Genomic DNA, 13376 nt, shown 5'->3' on the forward strand with positions numbered 1-13376 from the left:
TTGCCTGTTACCAAGGTCATAACCGGCAAATGTTGCAGTAAGTTCATCATCAAATCCCACCAATGCTATTATTGGTGACTGATCCTTCATGGCTGTATCACTCATAAATTTGATATCAATCTGCCGCTACGTCTTAAAACAACATTTATCCTCGATTTTAATTCGGCGGGATTAAATGGCTTTACAATAAAATCGTCGGCCCCGGCATCCAGGGCACGCAACTCGTTTTTCTGAACTATCCTCTCCAGAAAGAATGATGATAGGCACCGAATTAAAAAAGTCGCTCAGTTTTGTTTGCTCAATAAGTGCAAGCCCGCTTAGTTTAGGCGTGTTCAGATCGGATATGATGAGGTCTGGCAGGTTGCCGCTTTGCATAAAAGCCGGGGCTTCCATACCATCAGACTTCATTATAATTTCGTACGTGGCACTTAAAAATTTTTGTAGTATCGCCTGCATGAATTGGTCGTCTTCAACTATAAGGATTTTTATTTGACTGCTGTTTGAAAAATTCATGATATTTTTTTGAAAATTAAATATTGGCTCCACTAACATAATTGTCCCTTGTACGTAGCCGGTTATATTTAGTTAGCGATTTTTTTATTATCTTAAGTTAGTGATTCTTTTAATAAATATAGGTTAAAAAATTGCCTATTACGCAATACCGAGAGGTAGTTTTTTTATTTAATATTAAATAGCCGCTTTAACCGCTTGTTTACAGCCTTCCATAATCCGCCGTCAATTTGTATGCGCCGGTCGGTGGTCCAAACAATTGCATTGGGCTTACTTACACGATACATTTTCCCAAAGCCTTTTTGGGTTAACTTTAATGCCCGGTAGCCATCCTCATTAGTGCCGGGTGGGTGATTAAAGCCATCAACCTGCAAGCCTTGCTGGCGCCTAAAGCCAGAATTAAAACCATACACATTAACCGCTTCGGTCTTTTTAAAATTATTATAAAACCGGCTAAGATCGGCCAGCATTTCGTAAAAGTAATAGGTAACCCGCCCTGTACTGCCAATAGGTATAAATGAGAACCTTCCGTAAGTGATAGCTACGTCCCGGTTATTTATTAAAGGCACGGTCATCTCTTCTATCCAATCCTTAGGATAAATAGTATCCGCGTCAGCATTTAATATGTATGTACCTGTTGCTGGCTAAGCCCTTTATTACGCGCGTTTGTAATGCCCTGATTGGTCTCATCTACACAGGTAACCCCGCAGGCTTTTACAAGCGCCTCTGTATTGTCTTTTGAATTATTATTTACCACAATAATCTCGACCGGGTTGCTTGTTATGTTATTGCAAAGCGAAGCTAATGTAGGCACTATATTCTCCTCTTCGTTATATGCGGGCATAACTACCGATATTAAAGGCTTGCCCGTAGTTAAGTTTTTGCTGTAGGCTACTTTTATAGCACCAAGACTGGCAGCATCATTGCGGTTTACATTTAAATAATTTTTTATATAAGCCGGAATGAAAATTGGTTTCATGGAAATGATTGATTGATACGGTGAATCTACATCTTTAAACGAAATCTGTCAAACAACGGTTTCGATCTGATCAAATTTATATTTCACCTCATGTTAAATAAAAAACGCCGCATCCATCCGGAGCGGCGCTTGTTTAATAATGTTGCCGGTTTATTTGGAATATATGTTTCCCGTATTACGGTAACCTGCCGCTCCGTTACTGTACCAATCTGTGTAGCTTGTTCCGCCTGACAAGGCCCAATCAGCAAAATGCAGGTAAGCTTGATTAATGTTTACGGTTTCAATAGGATAACTAAATGATTCAGTGAAGTTGATAGCCCATGGCTGATTATCGGCGGAAAGGTAATACTTGCCCGTTGCAACGCTCGATCTATCATCATCCGTACCAAATAATTTGCTGTCAGCTTTATCTGTTGGTGCAAAGCCCGGCAAATGAATTTCATATCCGCGGCGAAGATTACTGATAAGAAACGGGTTGAAGGCAGATACTTTCAACGTTGACACGTCTATTGGTGAAGTAAAATTCACGGTTACAGAAGCGGTCTCGCCGGTTACTTTATCTTTTGAATTCAGGGTGTTAACAAAAAACGAATAATCCAAATTATGAATCATCAGGTCGTGATTATCAAATGGTATAATAACAGCTTTGCTTTGACCTGTCTCTACCCCGTTACCCGCCAGCGTAATATAGCTGCCCGCTGACAGTTTATAACCTGTAACAGATTGTACTGCCGACGCACTTACCGGTAGCTGTACACCAAAGCCATTCTTAAATGAAGCACCTGCCGCTGTTACCGCGTAGTCGCCTGTCATGCTTACCGCTTGATTTTTGGCATTACTGATGAAAGTATAGCGATATTTTACAACCATGTCATTTAGGTCGAGGTCTCCTTTTTTAGGCCAGTTGTCTTCAAAAGCAATATTAGCGTAGGTGTCTTTTGATGGATAGTAGCTGATATAAGCTTTGCTGGCGTCATTAGGAAACGCATCCTGCTCATCCTGCACACCGTCGCCATCTGTGTCTCCGCCTTTATCAATAACAGCCACATTGGCGTTATTAATAGCTGTGATAGGATTAGCAGTAGCATAAATTACAAGGTCATTAAAGTCATTATCAGAATTCGCCCGGTTCTGGTCTTCAAAGCCCATCAGGTAAAGCTTGTGAATATCATCATACAGCACAACCGAGTGTTGACGTAAGGCAGCAGTAGTTTCGGGATTGAAATCGCTCTGGCTGTAGAATTTGGTTGTGCTGGTACTTACACCACTTCCCGTCCAGGCGTTTTGAAGCAGCACAAAAGCAACAGTTGTTCCGGCATCAAAAGTGCCAAGTTTAACTTTGTCGCCTGATTTTAAGCCTCCCCCGAACCATTTCCCGAGGCGTTAGGGAACACATAAGTTATTTTATCAATGCCGTCAAAGAGTGTGCCTCCGCTTGATCTTGATGGTGGGTTGTTAGTATTGTAGGTATAATATGCCAAAGTATTTTGAAAACCCGCACCTTCCGAAACAAGTAACCCATACATCAGCTTTCGCCGTTATATTAATGGTGTTCACCTTATTGTTCAGATACTCCGGATGGGTGGTGCTTAGTGGTTTGCTTTCGGGCAATGATGCATTAATGTATGATAATAATGAAGCGTCTATTACATCACTTGTAGCCTCAAGGTATACTGGGCGCCCTAAATTAGTAGGCGACGTAAAAGCATTTGAAACAGTATAGCCGCTGGGATAGCCAATTTCGGTAGACACAAATCCATTGGTTTTTATTGAACCATTACCGGGAGTAACTTCAACCTTATTATTAACGGCATCAGCCACAATATCGCCGCTATAACCGTCCTTACCACCAATTATTACCGAGATACTACCATTATTAATTGTGGCTGTCGCATTTCGCAATAAACCAACATACGCAGGATCAATTACCAGTTTGCCATAGTACGAGGGTACAGTAACTATTGCTGTTAAAATGCCCGCATTATTAGTTATGCCTTTAAATACCGGATCCCCTGAATCAACTTTATCAGGAGCATAAACACTTACTACCACGCCAGCCGGGGGCTGATCATTATTAGTACGCAGGCTAACGCTCAAATTTACATTCCTCGAGGTAGAAAAATTAAAGCCGTCAGGTGCTATTTTGGTCACATTCGGCTCAGTATCATTATTTTGCGAATTATCTTTTTTACATGAAACTAAAATAAATAAACCAGCAAGGCATAAAAATGTAGATATTTTTTTCATCATTTAATTATAAAGACTGAATTTTAACTTTAAGTATTTATACGATATTCAGCAAAAAAAGTTCCAAAGTCATCAGCTGCTGGAAATTTTGCCCAATAAATATTTGGATGTGGAAGATATTCCCACATGTGAGTAATAATAATGGGAGGAGTCAGGGACTATTGGGTATTCATTCTTTAACCGGAAAGGTCATCGTAAAACAGGTCTCTTCGTGCGGAACACTTGAGAACCTGAACGTTCCGTTCATGAGTTCAACATAGCGTTTAACAAGGTTTAGGCCCAGTCCCGTGCCGGCAATATGGCCGGTGTTGCTTACCCGGTAAAAGATGGTAGAAAGCTTTTTCTGATCCTCTTCTGCGATCCCAATGCCATCGTCTTTAACGCTGATGATGACGTTGCCGGCAGTGACTTCCGTTGTTAAGCAAATATGGGCGTCGTCCCCGGCATATTTAATCGCATTAGATAGCAGGCCGCTCAATGATTTCTCTAAAAGTGTCCGGTCGAGTTTCACGGATTGCGGCTCGGCAGGTACAACATAGCTAAGCTGCTGCCCGGATTTTGCCGTTGATCCAAAGGCGGACATCATCTCTGGCAAACTTCACCAAGGTCAAACGAGCTGAATTCAGCGGTCACTAAACCTTCTTCCAGTTTTTCAAGTGAAAGAAAATCCTCCAGCATCCCTTCGAGGTTATGCACAACCTGTTTGATTTTTGTAACATGTTTAACCACCGGCTCTTTTTCATTGCGTTCCGGTATCGTTCGATCAGCGTAGCCGACAACAGGACCGAACTAAGCGGCGTTCGGAATTCATGCGATGCCGGGGTAATAAAGCTGCTTTTCAATTGGTTCAATTCATGTTCTTCCTGATAAGCCCGAATCCGGTTTTTAGTTCGGTCAGGATCACATAGATCAAACAGGATACGATAACCAGGATCAGCAACGAGCCCACTACAATGATAACACGGGTCTGTCTGCCTGATCGTTTATAGGCGTTTTCGCGATCAGTCAGAAGAGATTCTTCAAGCAGCTTCATGCGCATCAGGGTTTCGTTAATCTTGCCGATCTGTGCACGGAATTGCCGGCTCTCCTTGTTTACGTAGTGGCAGAGATTATCAATCTGTCCCTGCAATAGCTGGATCTCTTTTGACCGTAAGCGGTCGTTTTTCACCAAAGTGTTTAGTTCGCCAACTTGCCGGGTTAAATGTTGATGTTCCGGGTACTGAAAAATGCGCTATCCTTGTGATGCGGCGCCTTCACGTAAACATCGGGCAATAAGCATTGGTTAAAATACATGCTGATCGAATCTGATTTCCTCAGCACTTTATAGGTATGTTCCACCCATTTTTCCAGCACTTGCTGCCTGTTTAGGGCCTCATAAGATACCATACCAACCACAATAACGAGTACAATGGAAGTTGCGCAACCGAGATAAAAGAATAACCGGAAGCCTTTCAGCATTTTGGGCGATAACCGCCTGACGGAAATTCGTTGACCTCCGTTTAAAAAACCCCGGCTGTCGCCATCTTTAGAGGATCTCATCCTATTTATATTTACCCTCAAGAATACGGCGATTGCCGGCGGGGAAAAATGATCTGAAACACCTTTTCAGGAGATAGTAAGCATAGCGAGGATCAGCATGCCGTACTTAGATGCTCAACGAACATTTTCTATGGGCGCGTTATAAGGTCTTAACAAGGCGGCGGTCGTAGAGCAGTATGGAGAGGGCAACAGCTTGCGGGCTTTGGTGCAATATATCGAGAACCTGAGCGATGAAGCGGTAACCGAACCGGATATTCCGACCGCGGTCCCCCGGATCTACGAACTGGATGAGCGTTTGAATTGTATCCGGCATTACTACCTGAACCTATAGAATGGGTATTTTCAACGACTGCCTAATGACTTCAAAAAGCTCTTCAGGGTCAAACGGCTTGCGGATATAGCCGCTGGCACCCATCTCCGGCCGACGGCCACTTCTTTATTTTCTGCACTGGCGGTCAGGAATATAAACGGGATCGCGCGAGTAGCCGGATCAGCTTGTAAGCCCACAAACACCTCGTAACCGTTAACCTCGGGCATCATGATATCGCAAAGGATTAGGTCCGGCAGGTGTTCGAAGGCCGTGGTCAAGCCGGTTTTCCCGTTGAGCGCCGGGATTACTTTGTAACCTTCAAGTTCCAGCAGCTCGCAGGTATTTTCCCGGATATCGTTATTGTCTTCTATCAGCAGGATCGTTCTCATAACTTTTATGGATTAGTGCAAATTCAATAATACGTTATTCAGCAACCAGATAGTAAAGTTAAAAATATTCTTATTAGTGGTAAACAATTTATATGGGCTTTTTATCAGTAAGTTATGTCAAATAGCCTTATTCGGAAAAAAGAGAAAAGCACCAGATCAGGGTTGCCAATAGCCAGTGATAACCGTTCCGGGGCCGGCGACTTTCGTCCCTGATGCCTGTCAAGGTGCGCTGGGTAAAATTATTCATGGCGCATTGCATTTTCCGGAAAGATCAACAAAGGGCTTTTTCCCTGTTTGAGAAGCTCTTTTAACGGATTTTCATGAAACAGGTGATACCAGAAGGGATGTTCGCGATAGCGCAAGGCGACCATATCGATCCGCTTTTCTGTGTTGATTTTTTCCAGCGCGTCGGTCACGTTGGATGCCCTCGGGTTCGTATACCGGATCGCGGGATGCAAACTCCGCATTCTTTCACCAAAGGCTAAAGAGCGGCTTTCTTCCGCGAAGTCGGGTATCAGCACCGGGCGGGAAACATGACCAACGGTCAGTCTGGCTTTCAGCCGGGCTGCAAAATTGACCAACTCACCAATCACCGGCTCATCTTCCGCTGCAAGATCGGTGGCGAAAAAGATATGATGGACGCCCGCGTCAACGAGATCCACGGGTGATGCCAGAACGGGGCAGCGAACCTGCTGCAGTACAGCTTTTACCTCGCCCTTGAACAGCACGTCGCCATATGACCTTTCCGAAAGTCCCATGACGATCAAAAGGCTTTTCTTTCGATGCGCTAAAGCGGCAGCCCGTTCAGCCAACTGGCCTTCCATCGCAATGGGGCGAACCACCGGACGTTGACCGGAAAGCTCACGGAACTTTACGCGATCCAGCCGCCGCACTTCTCGGTTTAGCTTACTCATGCTTTCCCGGCGCTTTTCATCCGCAGTCAGCACCGGCAGTGCGGTTGTGCCTACCGGCGGTAAATAGGGTGTGATGGGATATACGTTGACCAGCCAAACCCCGGCACCAAACTGTGCTGCGATGACCATTGCCCGCTCAGCAGCGCACCGGCCGCAGCCGAGAAATCTGTTAAAATGATTACGCTTCTCATTTAGCTAATTTAGGGATGACCTTTACAACATTACGTGACGCCGGTCACCTTAACGCGTGTTATGCGGCAGTTCTCTGGCTGGTATGGGAAAACCAGAAGCGGTATTTTCTGGTCATGGCCAAAAGGTCCGCACAGTTTGTTTACTAAACTTATGCTGAAACGGTGGAAGATCATAATTTTGAGGGACTATGCTCATTTATGGTACGGATGGGGAAACCTATTTTTAAGCCATGAAAAAAACAATGCGCTCTAAAAAAGTCATTTATCGCCTGTTGTGCCTGGCACCATTGCTCTTGTTCCTATCGTCGCCTGCCTGTAGCCAGCTACCTCCTGCAAGAGGCAACAAGGCGGCCAGCCTTCGAAGCAATCGGGATCAAACCACCCCTAATGCCTTCAATCAGGTCCAGCCTGCTTTCGATAGTATCCGGATAGCGCGATTCATGCTTACTTATACAGCTTTCAAGCCGTATGCTGCGGTAATACATGCTTTTTACAGTCACCGTCAGTATGCCTATGCCTGGTTTGATCATGGTCAGCTTATTGAACAAGCCTCTAATTTGGTCAACCGCGTGCTCAATCCGGAGATGGAAGGGTTAAACCAACATGCACCTTATGAGCGGCAGCTTGATTCATTGATGTTTACCGGGTCTGCAACCAATACTGAGCTTGAATTGATGCTAACAGCGCAGTATTTCGTGTTTGCCAAAACTGCCGGACAGGCCAGGATGTGGCATTCAGCCGTGCCCTCGATTGGAACCTGCCGCGTAAAAAGATCGATTATGAACAATACCGGATACGTTGCTCGCTGCACGTTCGACCAACCGCGGCGGCAAGGCTCCCGTATATCGCCAATATGAGCTTTTACGCCAGCGCCCGGCCAAATACCGGCGTTTGTCAACGCTAACCTGGCCGGTTCTCCGGCCACCCGCAGATCTTCACCCGGGAGATACCTCCCGATTCGTTCCGGCGATCAAAGTGCGCCTCTGGCAATTGGAGGATTTCGTGGGTGATACGACCGGTTCGCGCTACGACGAAGGCTTGAAAAAGCAGTTGCGCAGTTTCAGGAGCGGCATGGGCTGAAGGTTAATGGTGTAATAAATAAAGAAACCTTGACGGAACTGAATGTACCTATTCAACAGCGGATCGGTCAACTGATCGTGAATATAGAGCGCAGCCGCTGGCTGCCAGTCGAGCTCAGCGGTGATTACCTGGCGGTCAATATCCCTGAATTTAAGCTGCATGTTTATCATGGCGATAGTTTGCTCTGGAGCTGCAATGCGGTGGTCGGCCAAACCATGCACCGGACGACGGTATTTTACGGCGAACTGAAACAGATCGTCTTTAGCCCCTACTGGAACGTGCCACCGGGTATACTCCGGGAAGAGGTGGTACCGGCCTTACGCCGTGATGTGAATTACCGGCAAGCCACCACATGGAGATCACCGGCTACAAAGACGGCTTGCCCGTCGTCAGGCAAAAACCCGGGCCGGATAACCCACTGGGATCCATCAAGTTCCTTTTTCCAAATAGCTACAATATCTATTTGCATGACACGCCATCCAAATCGCTGTTCGACGAAAACCTCCGGGCTTTTAGCCATGGTTGCATACGGATTAGCGAACCGGGGCGGCTGGCCGCTTTTTTATTGAAGGATCGCCCGGATTGGTCGCCGGAAAAAATAAATGCCTACAGGAAAGCCGGCAACGAAAAGTTCCTCACACTTAGTCGGGCCACCCCAGTATTCATCGCTTACTTTACAGCATTTGTCGACCGGTCCGGGCGGCTAAATTTCCGTAAAGATATTTATGGGCTGGATCAACGCCTGCTTCAGGCCTTACTTATTGCAGGTAATGAATGATCGCTCTCATGCTGATCGTTAACCACGATCATTCAGAGCAACAGGCGCTGGCTTAATTTTATCAAAAATAGCGGTCATGAAGTCGCTGTTTCTTAGTACATGTCCCTAAGAGTAACGCTTAGCCAACATGGTATAACTGAAAGCGAGGTGTTACCTGGCTACAAAACTGTGGTATTTGTAGTATAACGTAGGAATAAGTGCTATAGTGCGCTTAAAAAAATATACTTCAAATCCTGATTTTTACCGGTTATGCCCACTATTTTCGAAGAAATAAGAACATTTTCTGAAAAGATAACCATGGAATTTAACCCGAATAACCCCATTGTACAGCTTTGCCTACAGGGCATGCAAAGCGAAGAAGCCGGGAATTTCGAAACAGCGGTTCAGCTATTTCGTCAAGCCGGGACGAAGCGATAAACGACTTTGAAAAGTTTATTGCTGCCTGGTACGTCGCCAGGCGGCAAATAAAGGTGGCTGATAGGTTAAAGTGGTATGAAACCGCATTGCAGCTGGCTTTAAGTATGAATAATGAAGCGGTCAAGGCCGCTTTTTCGGCATTATACCAATATTGCTAAATGTTACGAAGCGCTGGGCGATCTTGATCAGGCAAAGCAGCAACATGACCTGGCTTTGGCATCGGTAAGTCAACCCTCTGATAGTGGCCCTTTTTATCATGGCACCAGAGCAGGCCTAAAGGTCGGTGATCTGCTGACTGCCGGATATGCATCCAACTACCAACCGGAACTGGTCATGAGCCATATTTACTTCACTGCCCTGGTCAATGGGGCAGGCCGGCGGCTGCTTTAGCCAAGGGTGACGACCCACAGCGCGTTTATATTGTTGAGGCCAACGGGAGTTTTGAGGATGACCCCAATGTTACCAACAAAAAGTTTCCGGGCAACCCTACCCGTTCTTACCGGACTAAAGAACCTTTGAAGGTCATAGGCGAGATAACAGATTGGGTAAAACAAACGCCGGAACAACTACAGCAATGGCGCGAAAAATTGGCGAATAATCAAGGCGAGATCATCAATTGACAGGCGAAGGTAAAACCATAGCTATTTTGGTGCGTTTACAAGTAAGAGCACATTAACAGCCTATGAAAACATTTGATCATCAATCAGGCTCGAGCCTTTTGGTTGAAGGCGCTGAAATTTACTACCATCAAATCGGAGATCCTAATGGAGAGGCAGTTGTCCTGTTACACGGCGGGTTTGGCAGCCTTTTGGATTTTAACCCGATACTGGATGCCATCGGTTCTTCGATGCATATTATCGGGATCGATAGTCGTGGGCAGGGAAAGTCGACCCCGGGCAATGTCGTGTTAAGTTATGAGCGTCTGCAAGAAGACGCAGAAGTGGTATTGAAGCATTTAAGCATAGAAGAAGCAAGCGTTTTCGGCATCAGTGATGGCGGAGTAGTAGCGTACCGGCTGGCAGCTTATAGCAATATAAAGATCAACAAACTGATAACCATTGGCGCCAGATGGCACAGCGACAATGTAACGGAAACATATCAACTTTTGAGCGGAACAACTGCGGAAAGCTGGAGAAAGAAGTTTCCGAAAACCGTGGAATTGTATGAAAAGGTAAACCCGCGGCCCGACTTTGATCGGTTGGCCCGTGAACTGGTGCAAATGTGGCTCAATGAAGGTAGTTATCCCGGCGAAGATGTAAAAAACTTCAAAGCAGATGCCCTGATCATTCGTGGCGACCGGGACCCGCTCACCAAACGAAAATTCGTTGCAGAACTGGCCGACCTGCTCGATAACGCCAATTTATGTAATATTCCTTTTGCCGGTCACGAAGTTTATAGAGAACAACCCGCTGTGTTAATGACTCTTTTACGGCAGTTTTTTTGTCTGACTGAATTTGCCCCGGACAATAGCCACCCTAATTTAAGTAAATTACGTCATTTGATTTAAATGAGATTAGCCGTTTCCGATCTAAATCCCCATAAAATCGGAGCCGGACTCTGCCGGCTCCGCAATGCAACCGAAGTTGCACTGGCTGAAACAGGGCCAACGTCCATCCATCAGTTGATCAAAAGTAGCGATAGACACGCCGGGATCCCGTGACCGTGATCAGTTTGCTGCCTGATGCTGGTCATGCGTGGCCCGGGTGCTTCCGGCTAATAGGTCGTTCGATCATAGCCTCTTTTTTAATTTGACCTGCGGTGACAGGCATCAACAGCTAAGCTGATCACGGTCATTTACCCGGGACAACATGCACGTTATATTTGATCAGACAAACAATAAAAGCGATATGAAAAAGATCATCGCGGCCTTCGATGGCCTGAAATTCTCTGAAGCTACCCTCGGTTATTCGGTCGAACTTGCCATCCGGGGTAAATCTGTGGTCGCCGGCGTCTTTCTGGAAGACTTCCTTTATCATAGTTTCAACTTGTTCGATATGGTAGGCAGCCGGGGCATATCGCAAACAAAACTGCACCATTTGTTAAAAAAGACGAGGAGACGCGTCAACAATCGGTTGAGTCATTCAAAAACACCTGCGATAAACGAGCTGTCAACTACGGTTCATCAGGATAAAAGCTTCGCTATCACTGACTTGCTTAAAGAAAGCGTTTACGCAGACCTCATCATTATCGGCGCAAACGAAACGCTGAATCACTTTAAGCAGGAAAAGCCAACGCCTTTTGTAAAAGAATTACTGGCAGGCGCACAGAGTCCCGTGCTGGTCGTACCTCCGGTTCATCAACCCATTGAGCGAGTCGTCGTGCTTTATGACGGGCACCCGTCGTCAGTATATGCACTCAAAATGTTCACTTACCTGTTTCCCTGGACGACAAAATACCCTGTCGAGATCGTTTATGTCAACGAACGAAAACTCGCCTTGCTCCCTGAGGGTGACATGGTGGGCGAGTATGCACGCTGCCATTTCGAGGAGCCGGTGATTACGCAACTAACCGGCGAACCGGAAGACACACTGGTGGCCCACCTGAAAAAGGCCGCGCCCGGCACAGTGATCGTCATGGGAGCTTATAGCCGCGGCGCCGTTTCACGCATGTTCAACAGCAGCATGGCCAATAAATTAATGGAGGCATTGGATCTGCCCTTATTTATAGCCCATAGTAAGTAGCGCTTAGTCACAGTTCAGCGGGCAGTTGTGTTTAATCGTTTCTGCACTTTCCGGTATGACCAATGTGCCGATCAGCGCAACAATATTGTTATTGAGCCGTTGATAAAGCGGCTCCTGCGCACTAACACGCAATGGACTGGGATGGGTAAGGTGCTCTGTTCGGTGGCATAAGTTGAAACAGGACCGGAACCCGTAGGAATACTAAAGTTGTTTTTGACATTAAGATTGCAGGAACGCCTTGCTTTTTCATCCCAACTACAGAATTGAATGATACCATTGCAGTATATCGTTCCATTTAGGTGGGATCGTGAAGAATGGAGGCGGATAAGATCCGTCAAATAATTGAAGATGATATGAAACTTTTGCTGATTAGCTTTTTTGCTTGCAAACTGCGGCGACCTGGTTAGGTAACTTTAAAACAGCCTCGGACGAGGCGGTTAAATCACATAAACTTATTCTTGTCAACTTCTCCGGTTCTGACTGGTGCGGGCCGTGTATACGCCTGCGTAAAGAAATATTGGAATCGTCGAACTTTACAAATTATGCATCAACGCACCTGTTATTGGTACGCGCTGATTTCCCCGGCAGAAGAAAAATCAGTTAAGCAAGGAGCAGGTGAAGCTCAATGAAGCACTGGCTGACCGGTATAATCCCGACGGGAAATTCCCCTACACTTTACTGATCGACGAACATGGTAAGGTATTGAAAGCCGGGATGGCTATCCTGATGAGACCCCGGATCAGTTTATCGATCAAATCAAAACCTATGATACAGGCCGTTGATGCCACAACGCAGCTTTCGGTACATAAGCGCGTACTGAAGCTGATGGGGAACCGCTTTGAGATCAGTGTGGTTGATGATGACAGCCAGCGGGCTGATCAATGCATTGACCTGGCCGTCGCAGAGATTAGCAGGATCGAAAAACTACTGACGACCTTTAGTGACGATAGTCAAACCAATCAAATTAATGCAAGCGCCGGGATCGCACCGGTAAAGGTAGCCGACGAGGTGTTTCAACTGATCGCCCGTTCACTCAAAATATCCGAGCTGACCCGGGCGCCTTTGACATTACTTATGGCTCCATCGACAAGCGGCTATGGAACTTCGACCCGCATATGACCGCTTTACCCGATCGCGAAACAGCTAAGAAAGCTGTCCGGCTGATCAACTATAAGAATGTCCTGCTTGATGCCACGACATCCTCGGTTTTCCTGAAAGAAAAGGGGATGCGGATTGGTTTTGGGGGTATTGGTAAAGGCTATGCCGCTGATCGTGCCAAAGATGTGCTGCAACGTGCGGGCGTTACCAGTGGCATTGTCAATGCGGCAGGCGACCGGTAAC

The 13376-nt window shown here is 46.1% G+C and carries 14 protein-coding genes and 6 pseudogenes; 10 read left to right on the top strand and 10 right to left on the bottom strand.

Annotated features, from left to right (window positions below; genetic code table 11):
- Nucleotides 1–171: 171 nt before the first annotated feature.
- The 8 genes and pseudogenes from HK413_RS02915 to HK413_RS02950 form a co-directional block, all read right to left on the bottom strand.
- Entirely contained in the window at nt 172–552 is a 381-nt protein-coding gene (locus HK413_RS02915) for a response regulator (protein WP_175269074.1), read from the bottom strand.
- Nucleotides 553–677: 125 nt separating this feature from the next.
- Nucleotides 678–1489, bottom strand: a pseudogene (locus HK413_RS02920) (glycosyltransferase family 2 protein).
- Between the two features lie 150 nt (nt 1490–1639).
- Complete coding sequence (locus HK413_RS16335; RefSeq protein WP_317169241.1) at nt 1640–2536, bottom strand: LruC domain-containing protein; 897 nt, start codon at nt 2534–2536, stop codon at nt 1640–1642.
- A 39-nt stretch (nt 2537–2575) separates the two neighbouring features.
- A pseudogene (locus HK413_RS20585) lies at nt 2576–2800 on the bottom strand (DUF4114 domain-containing protein); the annotation flags it as partial.
- Between the two features lie 144 nt (nt 2801–2944).
- Complete coding sequence (locus tag HK413_RS16340) at nt 2945–3640, bottom strand: hypothetical protein (protein ID WP_246229601.1); 696 nt, start codon at nt 3638–3640, stop codon at nt 2945–2947.
- Nucleotides 3641–3905: 265 nt separating this feature from the next.
- Nucleotides 3906–4322: a sensor histidine kinase gene (locus tag HK413_RS02935; RefSeq protein ID WP_175269076.1), complete on the bottom strand. Its 417-nt coding sequence runs from the start codon at nt 4320–4322 to the stop codon at nt 3906–3908.
- 261 nt (nt 4323–4583) lie between these two features.
- Complete coding sequence (locus HK413_RS02945) at nt 4584–4904, bottom strand: hypothetical protein (RefSeq protein ID WP_175269078.1); 321 nt, start codon at nt 4902–4904, stop codon at nt 4584–4586.
- A 29-nt stretch (nt 4905–4933) separates the two neighbouring features.
- Nucleotides 4934–5275: a CHASE3 domain-containing protein gene (locus tag HK413_RS02950; protein ID WP_175269079.1), complete on the bottom strand. Its 342-nt coding sequence runs from the start codon at nt 5273–5275 to the stop codon at nt 4934–4936.
- Nucleotides 5276–5477: 202 nt separating this feature from the next.
- On the opposite strand from HK413_RS02950, the gene HK413_RS19155 reads away from it, so the two are divergent.
- A complete protein-coding gene (locus HK413_RS19155; protein ID WP_262886753.1) occupies nt 5478–5606 on the top strand; it encodes a hypothetical protein in 129 nt (42 codons plus the stop codon).
- An 11-nt stretch (nt 5607–5617) separates the two neighbouring features.
- On the opposite strand, the gene HK413_RS02955 is transcribed toward HK413_RS19155, so the two are convergent.
- Together HK413_RS02955 and HK413_RS02960 are read right to left on the bottom strand one after the other, a co-directional pair.
- Nucleotides 5618–5974 (bottom strand): response regulator, encoded by a 357-nt coding sequence (locus HK413_RS02955; RefSeq protein WP_175269080.1) that lies wholly within the window; start codon nt 5972–5974, stop codon nt 5618–5620.
- Nucleotides 5975–6213: 239 nt separating this feature from the next.
- Nucleotides 6214–7020 (bottom strand): annotated as a pseudogene (locus HK413_RS02960) (universal stress protein); the annotation flags it as partial.
- A gap of 289 nt (nt 7021–7309) precedes the next feature.
- On the opposite strand from HK413_RS02960, the gene HK413_RS02965 reads away from it, so the two are divergent.
- The 9 genes and pseudogenes from HK413_RS02965 (at nt 7310) to HK413_RS20590 (ending at nt 13375) form a co-directional block, all read left to right on the top strand.
- A complete protein-coding gene (locus HK413_RS02965) occupies nt 7310–7936 on the top strand; it encodes a L,D-transpeptidase scaffold domain-containing protein (RefSeq protein WP_175269082.1) in 627 nt (208 codons plus the stop codon).
- A 216-nt stretch (nt 7937–8152) separates the two neighbouring features.
- Nucleotides 8153–8440 (top strand): annotated as a pseudogene (locus tag HK413_RS21890) (L,D-transpeptidase family protein); the annotation flags it as partial.
- Between the two features lie 71 nt (nt 8441–8511).
- Complete coding sequence (locus HK413_RS02975; RefSeq protein WP_262886754.1) at nt 8512–8937, top strand: L,D-transpeptidase family protein; 426 nt, start codon at nt 8512–8514, stop codon at nt 8935–8937.
- A gap of 249 nt (nt 8938–9186) precedes the next feature.
- Nucleotides 9187–9354 (top strand): hypothetical protein, encoded by a 168-nt coding sequence (locus HK413_RS16350; protein WP_246229603.1) that lies wholly within the window; start codon nt 9187–9189, stop codon nt 9352–9354.
- 207 nt (nt 9355–9561) lie between these two features.
- Nucleotides 9562–9974: pseudogene (gene arr / locus HK413_RS21895) on the top strand (NAD(+)--rifampin ADP-ribosyltransferase).
- A 62-nt stretch (nt 9975–10036) separates the two neighbouring features.
- Nucleotides 10037–10861, top strand: a complete 825-nt coding sequence (locus tag HK413_RS02985; protein ID WP_175269084.1) for an alpha/beta fold hydrolase — start codon at nt 10037–10039, stop codon at nt 10859–10861.
- Nucleotides 10862–11201: 340 nt separating this feature from the next.
- On the top strand, nt 11202–12035 hold the full coding sequence (locus tag HK413_RS02990) for a universal stress protein (RefSeq protein WP_175269085.1): 834 nt from the start codon (nt 11202–11204) through the stop codon (nt 12033–12035).
- A gap of 382 nt (nt 12036–12417) precedes the next feature.
- Nucleotides 12418–12639: a thioredoxin family protein gene (locus tag HK413_RS16360; protein WP_246229605.1), complete on the top strand. Its 222-nt coding sequence runs from the start codon at nt 12418–12420 to the stop codon at nt 12637–12639.
- Nucleotides 12640–12860: 221 nt separating this feature from the next.
- A pseudogene (locus tag HK413_RS20590) lies at nt 12861–13375 on the top strand (FAD:protein FMN transferase).
- Nucleotide 13376 lies beyond the last annotated feature (1 nt).

This window comes from Mucilaginibacter humi (assembly GCF_013087555.1).

Excerpts from the sequence above, each read along its gene's own strand:
- HK413_RS02950 (WP_175269079.1), bottom strand. The coding sequence starts at position 5,275 with ATGAGATCCTCTAAAGATGGCGACAGCCGGGGTTTTTTAAACGGAGGT.
- HK413_RS02955 (WP_175269080.1), bottom strand. The coding sequence starts at position 5,974 with ATGAGAACGATCCTGCTGATAGAAGACAATAACGATATCCGGGAAAAT.
- HK413_RS02935 (WP_175269076.1), bottom strand. The coding sequence starts at position 4,322 with ATGATGTCCGCCTTTGGATCAACGGCAAAATCCGGGCAGCAGCTTAGC.
- HK413_RS02965 (WP_175269082.1), top strand. The coding sequence starts at position 7,310 with ATGAAAAAAACAATGCGCTCTAAAAAAGTCATTTATCGCCTGTTGTGC.
- HK413_RS02990 (WP_175269085.1), top strand. The coding sequence starts at position 11,202 with ATGAAAAAGATCATCGCGGCCTTCGATGGCCTGAAATTCTCTGAAGCT.
- HK413_RS02985 (WP_175269084.1), top strand. The coding sequence starts at position 10,037 with ATGAAAACATTTGATCATCAATCAGGCTCGAGCCTTTTGGTTGAAGGC.
- HK413_RS16350 (WP_246229603.1), top strand. The coding sequence starts at position 9,187 with ATGCCCACTATTTTCGAAGAAATAAGAACATTTTCTGAAAAGATAACC.
- HK413_RS02975 (WP_262886754.1), top strand. The coding sequence starts at position 8,512 with ATGGAGATCACCGGCTACAAAGACGGCTTGCCCGTCGTCAGGCAAAAA.
- HK413_RS02915 (WP_175269074.1), bottom strand. The coding sequence starts at position 552 with ATGTTAGTGGAGCCAATATTTAATTTTCAAAAAAATATCATGAATTTT.